The sequence below is a fragment of the Hymenobacter sp. J193 genome (assembly GCF_024700075.1).
In the GTDB taxonomy this organism is placed as follows: Bacteria; Bacteroidota; Bacteroidia; order Cytophagales; family Hymenobacteraceae; genus Hymenobacter.
On record NZ_JAJONE010000001.1, the window covers coordinates 4,040,231 to 4,059,137 of the forward strand.

Sequence of the window (18,907 nt, forward strand, 5' to 3'; positions counted from 1 at the left end):
AAAAAGCAATTCTAGTAACGGATAAAGCTTACAAGTGAGCAATGCGGTCGGCAGTGCCGTCGGGGTCCAGCTTCACGTTGCCGCTGCGGGTAAAGGATTTGCCGCGCATCAGGAGCACGCCGGCCATATGCGGAGCTGCCATGGAAGTGCCACTCATGGCCGCGTAGCCACCGGCTTTGTAGGTTGATTTGATAGCTACACCAGGCATGCAGTAGTCAACGGTGGGGCTGCCGAAGCAGGAGAAGGAAGCCCACGAATCAAGGTTGTTCATGGCCGTGACGGTGAAAACATTGGTGTGATTCACCCGGGCCGGCGAGTGGAGGGTTACGTTTTTGGCATCGTTGCCGGCTGCAATGGCGAACAGCACCCCTTTGTTGGCTACCCGAGTTACTGCGGCGTCAAGGGACGTCGAGGTGCCGCCGCTGATGCTCAGATTTACCACATCACCTGCTTTGGCGTTGGCGGCTACGTAATCGAGGCCGGCAATAACCACGGAGGAAGAGCTGCTGCCCGTAGCATCCATCACCTTTACGGCTACAACAGTAGCACCGGCGGCTACGCCCATAACACCTACCGTATTGTTTTTGGCGGCAATGATACCGGCTACGTGCGTGCCGTGACCATTCAGATCATTGGCCGAAGCTGCGTCAGCTCCTACGGGGTAGAAAGTGCGGCTGCGGGTTTTATCGACGGTCAGGTCGGGGTGCGTGAGGTCAACACCGGTGTCCAGAATCCACACCGTTTTGCCTACGCCGCTGCCGTAGCCTACCCGCTTCACGCCATACTGAATGACCTGGGTTGAAGCGGTAGCGGTGGTAGCAGTAGTCTGCTCAATCGACATAGGCTGATCGAGCTCTACGTAGGCTACGCGGGAATCCTGGGCCAGATCGGCGGCTTCAGCCTTGGTCAGGTCAGCGGAGAAGCCTTTCAGGGCACGATTATACGTGCGGCCTACCTGCTCGGAGCGCAGGCCACGCTGCCGAAGTACGCCCTGGGCAACGTCGCGTACTTTTGCACTGCGGGCAGCAAAGCGCGCTTCCGTACGCTCATCGTTGCTATCCTCAGTTCCAGCATCGCTCAGATTTACACTTTCGTCTTTCAGTACTACGATATACTTACCGGCAGCCTGACCAGAAACGCTGGAAGAGGAATTGAGGCCGGTAGCAGGGGTGGGGTCGTTGGCGGTGATAGAGTCTTTGGCGCAGCTGGCCAACAAAGAAGAACCTACAACGGCAGCACACAGAGCACTGAAGCGGAAATTCTGAACGAGATTCATCATGCGTAATGGGTTACGTGGATAAAAGACAACTCAGCAGCAGTCTGGGCCGGCGGCAACTTCATCCATTTGATAAAGTTGACTACCGGTTGCTTGCCTTATAGACAATAGTAACTTCTCTATGGTTCACATTTTTTCAAAAAAGGCGTAACCAAATAAAAAAGCCCCCCGTATAGGGCGGCTTTCATTGCCAGAATAACAAGTCTTTACTTGCCCGCAAACGCCCGGGCATCGGCCTCGGAAATGATTTCGTCGCTCATAATCACGAGGCGCTCCACCACGTTGCGCAGCTCCCGGATATTGCCCCGCCAGTCGAGGCCCTGCAGGTAGGCCAGCGCCGCGTCGTCAATCTTCTTGGGCTTGTTGCCGTAGTCCTGGGCAATGTCCTTCAGGAATTTCTCGATAAGCGCCGGAATGTCCTCGCGCCGGTCATTGAGGGCAGGCACCTGAATCAGGATAACGGACAGGCGGTGGTAGAGGTCCTCGCGGAAGTTGCGGTCGGCTATTTCCTGAAGCAGGTCCTTGTTGGTGGCTGCCAGTACGCGCACGTTCACCGAAATTTCCTTTTCGCCACCCACGCGGGTAATCTTGTTTTCCTGCAGGGCGCGTAGCACTTTGGCCTGGGCAGAAAGACTCATGTCGCCGATTTCGTCGAGGAAAAGCGTACCGCCATCGGCCTGCTCAAACTTGCCGATGCGCTGTTTCACGGCCGAGGTAAACGAGCCTTTCTCGTGCCCGAACAGCTCCGACTCAATCAGCTCCGAGGGAATAGCGGCGCAGTTTACTTCCACCATGGGGCCACCGGCGCGGTTGCTGAGCTCGTGGAGCTGGCGGGCTACCATTTCCTTGCCCGCGCCGTTGGGCCCGGTGATGAGCACGCGGGCATCGGTGGGGGCTACTTTCTCAATGGCTTTGCGCACGGCCCCCAGAGCGGCCGAGTCGCCTACCATTTCCGAGTTCTTGGCCAGCTTTTTCTTGAGCGTCTTGTTTTCGGAAGCCAGCTTAGTGGTTTCGGAAGCCAGCTTGGTACGGTCGAGGGCGTTGCGCACTGTCACGAGCAGGCGGTTCAGGTCTGGTGGCTTCTGCAGGAAATCGTAGGCGCCTTTTTTGGTGGCGTCCACGGCCATTTCCACGTTGCCGTGCGCCGATACCATGATGAAGGCCGCGTCGGGGGCTACGATGCGGGCCCGCTCTAGCACTTCAATACCATCCATCTTGGGCATTTTCACGTCGCAGAGCACCACGTCGTATTTGTCCTTGATGAGCATGTCCAAGCCGGTGGGGCCGTCCTCGGCTTGGTCTACCTGGTAGCTTTCGTACTCCAGAATCTCCTTGAGGGTATTGCGGATGGCACGTTCGTCGTCAATAATCAGAATGCGGGGCATAGGCTGGAACAAGGCAAGGGAAGAAAGTCAAAGAAACGAAATGCCCGCCGCAAATGGACGAACGTGCCCCCGAAAACCACATCAGTGAAACCAAACGAGGTCCGGTAACTCAGCGCAGGTACACGGATTCAATATCAACGGAAGGCCGGTCGGAGCTGGCGGGAGCCGCGGCGGGTTCCAGCAGCACCTGCAACACTTCCAGCTGCGCAACCGGCACAACTGGCGGGCCGGACACCTGGAACGTCAGCGGCAAAAAGCTGGGGTAGGGACGCGGCAACAGCATCTGCGCCCCCGGTCGGAAAGCGGAAAGCGGCACGCGCACGTCCTGCACCTCAGCTCCCAGCTCCACCTCCGCCACGTAGGCCGCTGCATCCCGCGACGTCAGCACCAGGCGCACCCGGCCGGCTCCGGCGCTGCGCTGGCCCCGCACGACTACTTCGGTGAAGTTGCCCGCTTCACTGGCTCGGGCTGCTAGCCGGTCGCCGAAGTAGGCGCGCAGAAACGCCACCGGGGCCTTGGCATCGGCAAACGGAATGGGCGCGGCCGCTGGCGGGGCTTGCAGCAGGCGCAGAGCCAACTGGCCGGTAGGGGTACTTATGTAATCAGCCCAGCCGGCCCCGTTTACGCCGCCGGTTTCAACCAGCTGCCGGTCCTGGGCAGCCCGAAAAAGGGGTAGTGCCGTGCCGGGAGCCACAATGAGAGCTTCCCAACGGTCCTGGGGGGCATAGTCCCAGGCCAGGGAGCTGCCCGCAAAGCCGCCGGGGAAAGTGGTGGAGCGGTCCTGGTGCCTGAGTACAATGGAATAGCGCAGCAGCCCGGGGTACAGCAGCTCGGCCGGCACGTTAGCTTCGGCTGAGGTAAGCGTGAGCCGGCGCATGGGGATGGTGCGGGTACGTCCGTAGAAATGCTGGGCTATTAGAAAAAGCGAATCGGTGGCGCCGGCGCCGGCTACTGTGGCGCGAAGCAGAGCGGGCTGGCCTGCTACCAGTTGCGCTGGCGGAGTGTGCAGCACCTGGGCCGGCAACGTAGAGGCGGCCGGGGCTACAAATTCGCCGAGCCGGATAGCACCCAGCGTAGTCTGGGCTGTGAAGGCCGCTATGTTTTTGCCCCGGGCAGCTACCAGATACACGCCTGGCTGCAAGCGCACGGTGCCCTCGGAGGCCTGGCTCTGGAAGGTGTTGCTGGGGTTCAGCCCCCGCACCGTGAAATCGGCTCCTAAGCCGGGCAGCGTGAGACGCATGGGCTGGGCGTTCCAAGCAATGCGCGTAACGGACTGACGCAGGGAAGTAGTGGCAAACGGGTCCCGCACCTCAATAGCGTCGGGCATTACCTCCAGCCGCCACACCCCGCTGGCCAGTTGGTCGAGGAAGTAGGCACCGGTTCCTTCGTAGTGCACGATGGGCGAGGAGCCGGTGCCGGCCACGCGGCGCAGGGCAGTGGGCTTGCGCGGCTGGGTGGTGGTAGAGCTGGTGTAGTAAAACTCCTCGGGCGTATTCAGCTCGCTTACGCCGGCCCGGTAGCTAATGCGGAAGTCTCCAAACGTAGAATCCTGGGGGAAAGCGCCAAACGACTGGCCGCGCTTCACCTGCCGGAAAACCTTGCCGGCAATCAGCAGGCTGAGGGCTTTGGCCGGCGTGTAGGCCAGATTGAGGTAGTGAGTCTGGTACTCGGTGTTGGCGTAGGCAATGGCCAGCGGGTCGTAGGCAAACTGGGTGGCCCACTGGAAGCCCGCCGAGCGGAAGCTGCGGGCCATCATCGGGTACATTATAGGCTGCAGGATATCGGCCGACTCAAACTCGTATACCATGCGCGGCTTGGAGCTAAAGCGCGGGTCCCGGGCGTACGGAATCGGGTATTGATTTACGAGCGGGAGCAGGTTGCCTCGCTGGGTGTGGCCGCCCACCAGCGCCGAGGGGTACCACTGAAACGTAAAGCCCTGCACCGGGCTGTTCAGAATAGCATTGGCCACGGTCGGGCTTTCGGCAATGTTGTAGAAGATAGGCTTGCGGTAGCCGGTAGAGCGCATAGCCGCCACCATGCGCTCCACAAACTGGCTTACCTCGGCCTCGGGCTGACGGTAGTGCGGCTCGTTGCACACCTCGTAGGCAATGATGTCGGGGTCTTCGCGGTTGAGCTGGCCCGTGTACTGGTTGCGGTGATTCAGAAACTGTTTGAGGTAGTTTTCCTGGGCCTGCACCGCGCGCGGGTTGTTGTAGGCGCGCCCCTTAGGGTAGATGGCCGAAAAGCCCGTCTGGGCCGTGTCGGGCTCGGGGTAGCCGTTGCCCCAGTAGGCAATGGGCGTGAGGATGATTTTGATGCCGCGCTGCTTGAGGCGCTGCACCAGGTAGTCGAGCAGGCGCAGGTGCTCATTGGCCAGCAGGTTGCCCACGGTATCGGTAATTTCCACGTCCCACACGTGCACCCGAAAGGCGTCGATGCCCAGGCGCGAAAGGTGGTACACATCCTGGTCGATGGCCTGTTCCAGCGGCACGCCCAGCCGCCGGTGGGCGCGGTAGGAGTATGCAAACGGCGCGGTATAGTTCACCCCGAAAAGCGCCACTTCTTCGCGGCTGCCCTGCCAGCGCAGCACGCCGCCTTTATCGATGTATACGTCGGTTTTGGGCAGCGGCTTCTGGGCCTGGGCCGGCCCGATGCCCGCCAGAAAAAGCAGTAGCCCGAGCAGCATTGCCCTGCCCCGGGCGAGGAAAGAAAGGAAACCAACCATACGCTGTAGTGAAGTAAGGGAACCGCGAAGTAACACTACGCAAACGCAAAAGCGGCCGCCGCACCCGAAGATGCTGCGGCCGCCCTGGTGCCGGTGATGAGTCTGTAAGCCGGGTTTTGTCCGCTGCCGAAGCCGCGGCCCCACCATTTATCTAGGCCAGTCCTCGCGGAAAGGCTCCATCAACCTACCCGCTGGCGCCGGACGAGCCGCCCGGTGCCCGCCCCCGAGAGGGCCGGCGTGCCAGCTTATTTGGTCTTTCAACCCCTGAGGTTTACCCAGCCGGCATAGTCACCCAGCCGCTGGTGCGCTCTTACCGCACCTTTTCACCCTTACCAAAGGTGAAGTTGTAAATTTGTAAGATTGTGAAATTCACAACTTCACTTTTCGCAACTTCACCGCTTGGCGGTACTTTTCTGTGGCACTGGCTGTCCCGGGAAGCTTTACGCCGCCCGGTCCTTCCCGTTAGGAAGCAGGGTGCTCTGCGTTGCCCGGACTTTCCTCGTCGCCATTCTCACGTTTGGCGCCGCGGTGGGGCGACCCATCACTGCCGGCAAAGATAGGCAAAGCTGAAGACTCATTCTGGGTTGGTAGCCCGGGCTAGTGATAAGTTTTGATGCGCAATAAGTTAGGGACGCTGAACTTCTCAGGCGCCAAAAAAAGTAGCCGCACACCACGGGAAGAACAATGGCTACTGCCAGATGAAGTGCTTGCGCTGCTGCCAGTGCAAAGCCGTGTTGACTGAGAACGGATACTAGCAGCCCCAGACAATAGGGAAGAATAACGGAGAAAATCAGGTAAACGAAGGGTGGGCTCAGCGCATACATTTTGCCTTTTATTTTACACCTGAGCAAGGGCCCTATCAGGCCAAGAACAGCTAAGCTTATCCCCCCAACAACTTCCCCGGAACCAAGCGGCAAATTCCCGATGGTAGCATAAACGGCCAGAACCCAAACAACCAGGCTGGGTAGAAACACAAGTAAAACTAGTATGCCCACGGTACAGTGCTTCTGGTTTTGGCCTTATGGCTTATTGCTCGGAGACGTGTGCTGTTGTGGCTGAATTATAGTAAAGCTTAATTCGTATTTCTCCTTTGCAAAGGACGAGGCTTTACAAAGTATCTGTCCAATTTCTCAATTTCAGCCTGGATATTCTGGCTAATAATGCGGTGACAAATACTTAGCTCTTGTCCTGGATTGGTGTAGAGAACATAAGTGCTGCCCGCCTGTAGGCGAATGTTACAATTACTGCCCGTCTGCAGCATTAGAGTATCGGCTGACTCACCTCGCCAGGTTTTTAAAGGAACGAACTTGTAAGTAGCGCTGAAAAAGATTGGTGAATCGGAAACCTGGCTTATTTCGACCAGCTTTCCGAGGAAAACCAACGAGCTAGCCTTGACCGCATGGTTGAATTCACGGACCTTAATGCTGCATTTGCAGGCCCTTACTTCTGTTGATGCCAGCATCAGCAGCGTAAACACAAGTAAGAAAGTAGTTGGGAGGCGCATGATTAAAAAACAAGTGGGAAGCACATTTGAAAGAAGGCTATTGTACGATTTAGCCGATTTGTATCCCTCCAAGAGGCGTCATATGAGAGTCTAATGTTTGACAAGGTTTATAACCGATTCACGAACGCTGTAGCGGCTGCGTAGAGACGCATACTTGCGTCTACTCGTTGAACGACATGCGGCGCAGACGACGAGACGCAAGTATGCGTCTCTACACCGTTCACGAAACTGCTATAATAAGAGGATTTATTTATAATTTAGAGTTTTTATAGAAAATAATGAATAATGCATTGATTTATAAAAATTGCAGTAATAGAATAAAATAAAATGTATTTTTCGCCCGCGAAGTTGTTATTCGATATTGAAAAATAACTTCTAATTCCTTTTCTTGTAATTAGTAGTAACAATATCAGTGTAATAACAATGCTCCAATAGTTACTCTCTCTCGATGTGCTAGGAATATTTTGGTAGAGTAGGAGTGTAATTATTGAACCCAATGCAAAGTATGTTAGTGTGAAAAATATCAACTTGTATCCTTTAGAATTTTCAAAAAAAGCGTATATACAGCCGGCAAGAAATACAGAAAAAGGAAACTGGTTCAAAAGTAGGCTAAAGAATGTCCGGCCCATCAACGGAATGTTGTACGCGCCGATATACTCCGGCCTGTAGGCATAAAAAGCATATATTTGTAGTATAATCCCAATTGCTAAGATTATTGCTAAGGATGCGAAGATAATTTTGATGGTTATTTTCATATTATATAATCTGAGTTGAAAAGGTACTGGTTTACCTCCCTTCCCACACGTTATCCTTCGGGTAGCTGTCGGGCACGAGGGTGGCGCCTAGCTTCACTTGCTTCACGGCTTTGGTGGTGGGCACGGGCACCGTCACGGTGCGGGAGCCGGTTTCCCAGACTTCGATGGTGCGGTGCAGCTGCTGGGTGGAATTGTCCTGGTAGGTGATGGTGAGGTATACGGGCACGGGCTTGGTGCCTTTGGCTTCCACGGTCACGTCGTAGCCGGTGGCGGTTTTGGCTACGGTCCGGATGGCCAGGTCGGGGTAGCCGCCGTCGAAAAACCAGCGCTGCCAGAACCAGTTGAGGTTGCGGCCCGCCCCAGCGTTCATGGAGTTGAAGAAGTCGTAGGGCATGGGGTGCTTGCCGTTCCAGTTGCGGATGTAGGTGTGCAGGGCCTTGGTGAACAGCTCGTCGCCCAGCAACTCCTTCACATAGAGGTAGCCGAAAGCCGGCTTGGGGTAGGAGTTCAGGAAGAAGGGCAGCCCGTTCTGCTGGGTCGTCAACGTCATAATGGGCAAGTCTGCTTCGGTGGCGGCGTTCTGGGCGTAGGGCGCCACGCCGTAGTCATCGTCCAGCGTGGGGTCAATCTGCTTGGAAATCAGCCACTCGCCAATGGTGGCCCAGCCCTCATCCATCCAGGCGTACTTGGTTTCGTTGATGCCCATGTAGAACGGGAACATCGTGTGGAAAATCTCGTGGTCGGTGAGCGTAATGGCGTCCTGGCGGCTTTCCACGGGGTTGTCGTTCACCATCATGGGGTACTCCATCTGGTCGAGGCCGTCGAAGATGGTTTCGTGGGAGTAGGGGAAGGGCCACTTGGGGAAGGTGTAGCTCATGGCCTCCACCGTTTTGCGGGCGAAGTGAATGACCTCCTCGTAGTCCTTGTGCTTGGTGTTGTACACGGCATCCACGCGGGTGCGGCGCTTGGTGGCCGGGTCCACCACCAGGCTGCTCGACTGCCACACGTAGTGGTCGGCGGTGGCAAACACGAAGTCCGTCACGTTCTTGGCCTCAAAGTGCCAGGTGTTCTGGGCGTTCGGGGCGGTTATGTCCTGCTTCTTAAGGTCGGCTTCGGTGATGATGCTGGTAATGGCGTCCTTCTTTTCCGCGTCGCGCAGGCGCTTCACGTATTTTTTGCCTAGCACCGCGTCGGCGTTGGTCAGGTCGCCGGTAGCCCACACCACAAAGTTGCGGGGCACGGTAATGTCGGCCGAGAAGTTGGCGAAGTCGTTGTAGAACTCCTGGGAGCCGATGTAGGGGTGGCGGTTCCAGCCGTCGATGTCGTCGTACACGGCCACGCGCGGGAAGAAGTAGGCCACAAAGTCGGCGCCCGGCTCAATCTCCCCGGTGCGCATGTGGGAGCCTTTGTTGAGCGTGTAGCTGTACGTCACGCTGATCTGGGCCGTCTGCTTCGCGCCCAGGGTGCGGGGCAGGGGCACGAACATGTTGGTAGCGTCCGGCCTTAGGTTGGCCACGTCCACGGCCTGACCGTTGATGCTCAAAGCCTCAATCTGCATTCCCTCGGTGAGGTCTTCGGGGCTGATGCGGCCGGCGCGAGGGGCGCCTTTCTGGTAGTAGTTGGGGTAGATTTTGAACAGGAGCTGCCGCAGCGAGTCGGGGCTTTGGTTGTGGTAGGCAATCTGGGCGGTGCCCGCCACGCGCCGGCTGGCCGGGTCGAAGCTGACTTTGAGGGTATAGTCGGCCGAGTTCTGCCAGTAGTTGGGGCCGGGCTGGCCGTTTTCGGCGCGGGTGCCTTTGGCGTAGGTGGCCTGCAGGTTGCGCGGCACCGGCAGCGGCTGCTGGGCCAGGGCCGAGAAGGAGAGAAGAGAAGCGGCGAGAAGTAAAGGGAGTTTCATGCGGCGGATGAGTTGCTGCCGCAAAGTACCCGTATGGGCCGGAATGGTTGCCTATTTGCAGAAAAAGGAACTGTCATCCTGAGCAGCACGAAGGACCTTGCCATGCCTGGACGAAATCGTTCTAACGACATCAGCCAAACATGACAAGGTCCTTCGCGCTGCTCAGGATGACAGCCGGTTTGTACGGTTTACTTCAGCCGTACCAGGGTGGCGCCGTAGCCGAACTTTTCTTTCTTGGAGTCCTCGAAAAACTTGATGTCGCGGTTGCGGCTCAGGAGCTTGTGCAGCTCTTTGCGCAGCGTGCCGTTGCCGGAGCCGTGGATGAACACGATTTCGTGCATGTTGGTAGCCAGGGCGCGGCTCAATGTATCCTCGAAGGCATCGAGCTGGAGCTTGAGAATGGCCGTGTTGCTAAGGCCCTCGGCGCCTTCGGGGCGCAGGGCTTCCAGGTGAAGGTCTACTTCGTGAGGCGGGGCCTTAATGGCCTTGGCTGGCTCCGGCGCGGGCGCAATGGCGGCGGGCTTGGCCGGGGCATTGCCGGTGAACTGGGCTTTCAGGGTTTCGGCCAGCTTCTCGGGCGCAATAACGGCGGGCGGCGCAGGCTTTTCATCCAGCTGAAACAGATACGCCTCGCGCTGGAGCACCGGCACGTTGGGCTGGCGGCTGGTGTAGAAGCTGGCGGCCTTGAATTGCAGGCGCTTGGTGAGCAGCTCGTAGGCTGTGTTGCTGTTGAGCTTGTAGGGCAGCAGCTGCACCACCAGGGCCGGCCACTGGTCGAAATCCTTGAGGTGCCAGTGGCCCAGCGGCGCGCTGGCCGCTTTGGCCGCCAGCTTATCGGCGCCCAAGGCACGGTACTGCTCCTTGCGCTCCTCCCCAAAGGTGTAAAGCACTTCCTGGTCGGTATGGTTCACGAGCTGCACCGCCAGCAGCTCCGGCGACTGGTGGGTGAGGGCCAGATACACGCCTTTCTGTACCACCGGTGCGGCATTTTTGGCGGCCGGCAGCGGGGCAGGACTGTTGGCTTTCTGCGCCGCGGCGGGCGAGGCAGATACTCCGGCGGCTTTAGCCGCTTGGGCGGCCCCGCTGGCGGCGGCTTTTTTCTCGGCGGCAACCGAGGCGGCGCTTTGCCCGAAGGCTTTGGTTTCTTCGGCGGCTACTACCACCACTTCGCGGCGCAGCACCGGAATGGTGAAGTCGTTATCAATGGCTACTTCTACCAGGTCGTTGTCGAGCAGGCGGGTGATGATGCCTTCCTCGCGCCCGGTGAGCAGGCGTACTCGGTCTCCTACGTTCATATGCTGGGGGATTAGCGCTGTTTTTCCTGAGTACGTAGTTTTGACGTTCAGTATCCCAGGCGCAGGCTGTAAAGGTCGCCAATGAAAAGGGAAAAACGGCAGCTAAGACTGGCCGCGCCCCTGGCCGTCGACTATCTTCCACCGGGGCCGCTGCAGTTGATAGTTGTGAATTTATAGTTGTTCCTGCTTCAGGCAACAGACCAACTATCAACAGACAACTTAATAATAAAGCCCGCGCACAACCACACCGCGCTGGCGGTTGAACTCCAGGGCGGGGGCAGGCAGGTGGAAGATGCTGGCCACGTAGAACACGCGCTTGAGCAGCTTGCTGCGGGTGGGAATGCGCCGCAGGTCTACGTCGAGGCTGAGATAGTACTGCCGGTAGGGGTGGAGGCCGAGGGCGGCGTTGGCTTTCGGGTCGTTGTACACCATCTGCTGGGCCCCGTAGCCCAGGGCCGGCTGCAGCCAGCGGGGCCAGCGCGAGGAAGCCGGCAGCCAGGCCCCCACGTCCACGCACAGCCAGTACGTCTGGCCATTGTAGTCCTTCAGGTGCTGCTCGCCCAGGCTTTTACCCAGCACGTTGGGGCGCAAAGCGGCGTAGCGGGTAGTATGAAACGAATACTTGGGCATGATGCGCACCTCGCCCCAGGCCAGCTGCTGCCCGATAAGGCCCGCCGAGCCCAGAAAGTTGGCCGCCAAATCAGTGGCCGAGGCGCCGTAGGCCGGGTCGCGGCCGTCGAGCAATTCAATGGGGCTTTGCAGCAGAAACCCCACGAAGCCGCCGTACCACAGGGCCCGCCGCTCGGGCACGCCGGCCCAGCGTAGCATGTCCACGGCGCCTCGGCTTTCGTGGAAAGCGCCCCAGAAATGACCGGCTTTGTCGAGCTGCTTCCACTCGCGGGCGTCATCAAACCAATGCAGCGGCACCCGCTCACCGGTATACCAGCTTTTGCTTAGCAGATAGAGTGTGCCGGTGTAGGTTACAGCCAGGCCCCCGGCCAGTATGGGCAGGCGGCGGCTGAGCTGGCTGGAGTCGGGGGGAGGCGGGAACTGTGGCGGTGTGGTAGTGGTTGCCCTTAGCGTGAGTGTGTCGGGCTGGGCGCGGGGCACCTGCGCAAAGGCAGGCCACCCGCCCACAAGCAGCAGCCCCAACCAGAAAACGCGGATAACCCACAGCATAGCAGCGCGACAACCAGACACCGGGAAAAGTGCCTCAACAAAACTACGACAAAAGCATCCTGTAGCTTGGTTATGCGGCTGGTGCGGATGTAACTTTAAGAGAATTTCCCCGGCTAAATCAACGAATTTTCGCTGTTTTCGGCATATACGCCGGTTAGCATCTTGCATTTTTTTCACCCCTTACCAATTCCCATGAAAGCACTTCGACTTCTACTGCTCTGGGCAGTAGCGCTGGCTGGTATGCCGGCTGCCTACGCCCAGGTAGTTACTGCCGACCCGGTATTCTTCACCGAAACCACACCGGTTACACTCACCTTCGACGCCACCAAAGGCGACGCCGGCCTGAAAGATTTCACCGGCGAGGTGTACATCTGGACGGGCGTTATCACCGACAAGAGCACCAGCGACTCCGACTGGAAAGCCGTAGTAGGCACCACCTGGACGCCGCCCATCGCCAAGGAGAAGATGACGCGCAGCGCCTCCAATCCCAACCTCTACACCATCACCTTCACCCCGCGCACCTACTACGACAAGGTGGCTGCCGGCGAGAAAATCGTGAAGCTGGCCATGCTGTTCCGTAGTGCCGACGGCACCAAGTCGGGCCGCAACACGGGGGGCAAGGATATTTTCGTGGATGTAGCGCAAACGTCGGCGCTGTCGGTGCGCATCACCGGGCCTACCACGGCCGGCACCACGCAGTTTGTGAATCAGAACGCCAAGGTAACCGTCACGGGTACGGCTTCGGCCGCCGCCACGCTCACGCTCACGCTCAACGGCACGCAGGTTGACCAGCAAACCAATGCCACCACGCTCAGCAAGGAAGTGACCCTGACCCAGGCCGGCAACAACGTGCTCAAGCTAACAGCCACCAGCGGCACTACCACGGCCACCGACGAAATTACCATCTTCGCCAGCCCGGCCGCTACCGTGGCGGCCCTGCCGACCGGCGCCAAGAAAGACGGCGTGACGTATATCAACAACGGCAAATCGGCTATTCTCACGCTCACAGCTCCCGGCAAAACCGCCGTGTACGCCGTGGGCGAGTTCAACAACTGGCAGCCCGGCCTGCAGTACCAGCTCAAGAAAACCAGCACCACCGACGACGTGAACACGCGCTGGTGGGTGCAGATTGACGGCCTCACGCCCGGCCAGGAATACGCCTACCAGTTTCAGGTAGACGGCCTGCGCGTGGCTGACCCCTACACCGAAAAAGTGCTGGACCCCAACAACGACCAGTACATTACGGCCGCTACCTACCCCAACCTGAAGGCTTACCCCACGGGCAAAACCACCGGCATCGTATCGGTGCTGCAGTCGAACGAGCCCGCCTATAACTGGCAGGTAACCAACTTCGAGCGTCCCAGCAAGCTGGATATGGTGGTGTACGAGCTGCTGATCCGCGACTTTGTGGTGAAGCACGACTACAAAACCGTAACCGACTCGCTGGATTACCTCAAGCGCCTCGGCATCAACGTGCTGGAGCTGATGCCCGTGAACGAGTTTGAAGGCAACGAAAGCTGGGGCTACAACCCCTCTTTCTTTTTCGCGCCCGACAAGTACTACGGCACCAAGAACGATCTGAAAAAGCTTATCGACGAAGCGCACAAGCGCGGCATTGCCGTGGTGCTCGACATGGTGCTCAACCACTCCTTTGGCCAGAGCCCGATGGTGCAAATGTATAGCAGCAACAGCCCCTGGTTTAACGCCGTGGCCACGCACCCCTACAACGTAGGCACCGACTTCAACCACGAAAGCGAGTACACCCGCTACTTCAGCAAGCAGGTCATCAAGTTCTGGCTGGACGAGTACCACATCGACGGCTACCGCTACGATCTGGCCGGCGGTTTCAGCCAGGTGCAGAAAACGGAAGCCACCTACGAGTCGGTGTTCGACCAGTCGCGCGTGAACATCTGGAAGGACTACTACGCCGCCCAACAGGCCGCCAGCCCCGGATCTTACGCTATCCTGGAAACCTTCGTGGCCAACGACGAAGCTAAGGCTCTATCGGCTGCCGGCCTGATGCTGTGGGGCAAGATGACGACTAACTACAACGAGGCCACTATGGGCTACAACGACGGCAACAAGTCCGACTTGAGCTGGGGCTACTACAAGCAGCGCGGCTTTACGGAGCCTAACCTGGTGACGTACATGGAAAGCCACGACGAGGACCGGCTGATGTACAAGAACCTGCGCTTCGGCAACAGCTCCGGCAGCTACTCGGTGAAAAACCTGAACACGGCCCTGAGCCGCCAGGAAACGGCCGCCGCTTTCTTCTTCCTGGTGCCCGGCCCCCGCATGATCTGGCAGTTTGGCGAAGTTGGCTACGACAAAGGCATCTTCATGTGCCCCAACGGTACCTACCCCGGCGACGACGGCACGGACCCCAACAAATACGGCAAGGATGATGGGTGCAAGCTCAGCAACAAGCCCGTGCTGGACGAGTACTACGACAACCCCAACCGCCGCCACCTCTACGACGTGTACCGCAGCCTGATTACGCTGCGCACCAGCCAGCCCGTATTCGAAAACACCAGCGCCACCTTCACGCAGACCACTACCGGCGCGGTGAAAACCCTGCACCTCAGCGACGCCAGCCTGAGCATGACGGTGCTGGGCAACTTCGACGTGGTAGCCAAAACCGTGAGCCCCGATTTCCAGTCGGCCGGAACCTGGTACAACTACCTCGACGGCACTTCCCTCACCGTAGCTGCCGCCGACGTGAGCAAGCAGCTCACCCTGCAGCCCGGAGAGTACCGCGTGTATTTGTCGAAGAAAGTAGCCGTGCCAAGCGGCACCGTGCTGCCCACCACTACGGAGCGCGCCGCCCTGGCTTTGAGTTTTACAGCGGCTCCCAACCCGGCCGGCTCGGCCGTACGCCTGAAGTACACGCTACCCCAGGCCACCCAGGTTTCGGTGAGCGTGGTGAACGTGCTGGGCGCTACGGTGCGCACCGTACCCGCTGCTGCCAAGCAGGCCACCGGCGCGCATGAGCTGAGCATTCCGGTACAGGACCTGGCTAACGGCGTGTACATCGTGCGCCTGCAGGCCGGCGGCAAAGTAGCCACCACCCGCCTGATGGTTCAGCACTAAGCCGAGCACTTGCTTCACTAAAAAGGCCTCTTCACGCAAGTGAAGAGGCCTTTTTCTTTATGGACCGTTAGCAGAACAAGCAAGGTGTCCGCTGGGAACTACCTAACGCGTCAGCACGGTGTGGTAGTGCACGAGGTCATCGATGGGGGAGCGGATGATCTTGCCTACTTCCATGCCGTAGCCCTTGGCTACCTGCTCCAGCGCGTCGCGGAAGTTGTAGCCCACCGAGCCCACGCAGTTGAAGGAGTAGTTCTGGTAGCTGGGGTAATGGGCCACCAGGTTGCGGAAAAATGCCTCGAACCCGTCCAGCACAATCTCGCGGCAGTAGCTGATGTTGTTGTGGTCGTAGGCAAACTTGCTGAACGAAGCCAGGAAGCGGTTGGGCAGCGGCTGGTTGTAGAGGCGGTCGAAGATTTCCTCGTTGGTCAGCTCGTACTGCGCCCGGAAAGCTTCCTGCAGGCCATCGGGCAGGTAGCCGCGCATAAAGTCGCGGAGCAGGCGCTTGCCGATGTAGGAGCCGCTGCCTTCGTCGCCGAGGAAGTAGCCCAGCGAGTCGATGTTAAGCTCCACGTCCTGCCCATTATAGATGCAGGAGTTGGTGCCCGTACCCAGGATGGCGGCAAAACCCATGTCGCGGCCCAGCAGGGCGCGGGCGGCGGCCAGCAGATCGTGGCCCACATACACGCGTGCCCCACTGAACACCTGGCGCATGGCCTTGGCCACCGTTTCCACCTTCTCCGGTACCGAGCAGCCGGCGCCATAGTAGTACAGCTCGCTTACTTCCTGTCGGGGCAACGTATCGGGCAGGCTCTTCTCCAGCGAGGCCACAATACCGGGCGTGTCGATAAAGTACGGGTTGTAGCCTTCCGTGTTGAAGTAGATTTTGTTACCCTCGTTGTCAAGCAGGCACCAGTTGGTTTTCGTCGAGCCGCCGTCGGCAATGATGATCATAGAAGAAAAGTTGGAAGATGTTCAAATGTTAGGGGGAGGTAAAGATAGTAGCCTAATCCAATACAGCACGCACAAGGTCACTGAGGGAAGTGAGCGGCCACCACCAGAAACTTTTTTTTTGATTGTTTGAGCTCAACCCACTAACCTAAGGAGCGTATGGCTGTATATTAAATGCGCAAAACAGGCTACTACGGCAGTTTGTAGCACAAACACTCATCATATTTCCTTTTCCTTCCCATTTTACAGTTTCTCATGAAAAAAATCCTTACCCTCGCAACTATGGGGTTGCTTTCTGCGGCTTCCTTCTCTGCTCAGGCGCAAACGCTGGACGGGCAATTGCTTCCGGCTGAAGGCTACACCATGATTGGGGAAAACACCAGCACCGTTCATGGCTTTGGTGACCATGGCATTGGCGCCATGTATGTAAAAACCACGGCTACCAAGCTGTACATTGCCCTGACGGCCGCCCTGGAAACCAATGGTAACTCCCTGCAGATTTACCTGAATCTGCCCGGCAAAACCGGTATTGCGGCCGGGCAGGCGCTGGCGGCCAGCAACACTACTGGTACTTCGTTTGAGAAGAACATGGCCAAGATGGACATGGAGGTAGACTATGCGTTTGGCGTGAAAGGGGGCACTACGTCTTCCGCTGGCAGCATTATCGACTACACCAAGCTGACAGATGGAAAAGCCACCGACCAGAAGACCGGCGACCTGCTGAATGTTGGTACGGCAGCTACCGTGGCTGATGGCACCACCGGTGGTTTTGGCAAAACGCGCATGGCTTTCACCAACCTCAATACCCTCACGGCGCACACCGCTGCCGGTGGCACCGCCGCTTGGGAAATCGAGCTGGATAAAGCCGATCTGGGCATTGCCGATAATGATGTGATTCAACTGTTTGCTGCCCAGAACAACGGCGACGGCGGATATTTCTCGTCTGACGTACTACCCGTAGTTCCGGGCAACACCGCACCACAGACCGCACCCATCGGCACCAACAACGAAGGCAACTTTGCTACCAACCCCGATTTCTCAGCCCTACCCGGTACGCAATCTATCAGCTACACGGTGATGGTAGCTACTGCCAACCGTGGCGCCGTAGCCCGGGAGCTTGATTTTCAGGTATATCCCAACCCCGCTCATAAGGCCAACATCCGTTACAAGGTAACCGGCCAGAACGACGTAGTGCTGGAGGTGTATAACCTGATGGGGCAGCGGATGCGCACGTTGGCAGCGGCCAAGCAGTCGGGCACGCAGTCCGTGGCCCTCACCGATTTGAAAGCCGGAACCTACCTCGTAAAGCTGCGGGTTGGTGACCAGCTGACCAGCCAGAAAGTGGTTATTCTGTAGCGCACCGGAATCCATTTCGCCGCAAAAAGGGGAGGGCTGATCGGCCTTCCCTTTTTTGTTTTCCAGGTACAGCCTTTCACGAAGGGGGCAGAAACACCTACTTACGTTTCGTCGTTGAACATAGGCCACGTAGACGATAAGCCGCGAATACGCGCCCTCACACCCTTATACATCGTTCAAGAAACTGCTTACTATCTCGGCATATTGCGTCAGCAGGACAGCCTGCCCAATGGCGCGGGAATCCGCGTAGCAGAAACCAGCTTTTTCGGAAGTATAGAAAATACCTTGTGTACCGGAAGTGCAAACCGGGTTAAAAATAAAAAGCGCCACCCAATCGGGTGGCGCTTTTAATAGAAGCAGCTGGCTCAGAAACTAGTTCTGACGAATCTTGTACGTGTAGTTGCCCGCGCCATTTTTCAGGCTCAGCGTAACGGTGTAATTACCGTCATCTTTCACTATAATATCCTTACCTCCGTACTCGAGAATTTTATCGGGCTCATTGTCGCCAAAGTTGACGTCCCAGTTGCCGTTGGCCCGGAATTTCATGGCTTGGCCACCTTTCAGGTCGGTGGTCACGGTCCAAACTTGATTAGCTACATCAAATGTCATAGGGGTATCACCATCCCAGCCTTTTGCAGTAGCTGAGCCAATGATGCCCCACTCCGTGCGCGTTGCGCTCCAGGTCTGCGTATTGAGGTCAGCCTTCAGCATGTAGTAGCCGGCAGTAGGAACCTTGAGGTTAGGCCCACCGGGAGTAGTGGAGAGCTTGCCAGTGGTTGTTCCACCCGTGGTAGCGGCCGAGCCATCATCACCGTACGCGAGGTCCCAGTTGGGAGCAGCCGTAAATTTGAACTCGTTGTTGGCCGCGGGGAAGTTAGCATAGCCTTCGTACACCTTGTTATCTGCAACCGAAGCCGCTTTCGGAGCCGAGGCCGGGTCCCAGCCCTGGTGGGCGCCGGGGATGTAAACCGAAGGATAAGGAATAACAACATCACCAGCGCTGTAAGGCGTACCGCTTACCGTTGATACAGCCGAGTAGCGCGTCGTGGCCGTGGCAGAGCCTGTCGTGCCGATAGAGGTCTTCACCCGCGCTTCAATCTCCGCCGTCGCATCGGCAGGTAACTGCAGCTCCAGCATAAGCGAGTTCAGTTCGGCTACCGTAAAGGTTTTTTTCATGGCCGTGCCAACGGCAAACAGCTGGGGCTTGGCGAATTTGTTGCCTTTCTTATCAAGCTGCAGCTCGTAAGCCACAACTTGTCCTTCGTAGCCGTAGTCTGCCGGCGTCCAGGAAAAGGTTACCGCAGTTTCAGCAGCCTTGCTTTCGGCCAGATCCACCGTGGTAGTTGAAGCCGTGAGGGTAGAAGGAGTGCCGGGTTGAGCAACTACGCGTACTTCATCTTTCTCGCAGGAAGAAAGAAGTACTACGCCCGCGCACAGCCCTAGTATTTGGGTAAGCCAGAGTTTCATATTATTTTTTGAAAGAGGTGAGAAACAGGT

General features: G+C 57.9%; 11 protein-coding genes and 1 other RNA gene. 2 read left to right on the plus strand and 10 right to left on the minus strand.

Annotated features, from left to right (window positions below; translation table 11 throughout):
* Positions 1-28: 28 nt before the first annotated feature.
* From LRS06_RS17660 to LRS06_RS17695, 8 genes are all read right to left on the minus strand, one after another.
* Positions 29-1,279, minus strand: coding sequence for a S8 family serine peptidase (locus LRS06_RS17660; protein ID WP_257872704.1), 1,251 nt, complete (start codon positions 1,277-1,279; stop codon positions 29-31).
* A gap of 203 nt (positions 1,280-1,482) precedes the next feature.
* Entirely contained in the window at positions 1,483-2,661 is a 1,179-nt protein-coding gene (locus LRS06_RS17665; protein WP_257872705.1) for a sigma-54 dependent transcriptional regulator, read from the minus strand.
* A 109-nt stretch (positions 2,662-2,770) separates the two neighbouring features.
* Entirely contained in the window at positions 2,771-5,347 is a 2,577-nt protein-coding gene (locus LRS06_RS17670; RefSeq protein WP_257872706.1) for a cellulase family glycosylhydrolase, read from the minus strand.
* A 128-nt stretch (positions 5,348-5,475) separates the two neighbouring features.
* Positions 5,476-5,931, minus strand: an RNA gene (gene rnpB / locus LRS06_RS17675) — RNase P RNA component class A.
* A 527-nt stretch (positions 5,932-6,458) separates the two neighbouring features.
* Positions 6,459-6,863, minus strand: coding sequence for a hypothetical protein (locus tag LRS06_RS17680; RefSeq protein ID WP_257872707.1), 405 nt, complete (start codon positions 6,861-6,863; stop codon positions 6,459-6,461).
* 813 nt (positions 6,864-7,676) lie between these two features.
* Entirely contained in the window at positions 7,677-9,542 is a 1,866-nt protein-coding gene (locus tag LRS06_RS17685; RefSeq protein ID WP_257872708.1) for a M1 family metallopeptidase, read from the minus strand.
* Between the two features lie 188 nt (positions 9,543-9,730).
* Complete coding sequence (locus LRS06_RS17690; protein WP_257872709.1) at positions 9,731-10,837, minus strand: Smr/MutS family protein; 1,107 nt, start codon at positions 10,835-10,837, stop codon at positions 9,731-9,733.
* Between the two features lie 219 nt (positions 10,838-11,056).
* The gene (locus LRS06_RS17695) at positions 11,057-12,016 is read right to left on the minus strand and encodes a YfiM family protein (protein WP_257872710.1); all 960 of its coding nucleotides are present in this window, start codon (positions 12,014-12,016) and stop codon (positions 11,057-11,059) included.
* Positions 12,017-12,208: 192 nt separating this feature from the next.
* On the opposite strand from LRS06_RS17695, the gene LRS06_RS17700 reads away from it, so the two are divergent.
* Positions 12,209-15,106, plus strand: a complete 2,898-nt coding sequence (locus LRS06_RS17700; RefSeq protein ID WP_257872711.1) for an alpha-amylase family glycosyl hydrolase — start codon at positions 12,209-12,211, stop codon at positions 15,104-15,106.
* 102 nt (positions 15,107-15,208) lie between these two features.
* Here the strand turns inward: LRS06_RS17700 and LRS06_RS17705 are convergent, their stop codons facing one another.
* On the minus strand, positions 15,209-16,057 hold the full coding sequence (locus LRS06_RS17705) for an N-acetylglucosamine kinase (RefSeq protein WP_257872712.1): 849 nt from the start codon (positions 16,055-16,057) through the stop codon (positions 15,209-15,211).
* Positions 16,058-16,309: 252 nt separating this feature from the next.
* Here LRS06_RS17705 and LRS06_RS17710 point away from each other — a divergent pair, with 252 nt between their 5' ends.
* Positions 16,310-17,410, plus strand: coding sequence for a T9SS type A sorting domain-containing protein (locus LRS06_RS17710; RefSeq protein WP_257872713.1), 1,101 nt, complete (start codon positions 16,310-16,312; stop codon positions 17,408-17,410).
* A gap of 372 nt (positions 17,411-17,782) precedes the next feature.
* Here LRS06_RS17710 and LRS06_RS17715 read toward each other — a convergent pair whose 3' ends face one another.
* Positions 17,783-18,877, minus strand: coding sequence for a SusE domain-containing protein (locus tag LRS06_RS17715; protein WP_257872714.1), 1,095 nt, complete (start codon positions 18,875-18,877; stop codon positions 17,783-17,785).
* Between the last annotated feature and the right edge of the window lie 30 nt (positions 18,878-18,907).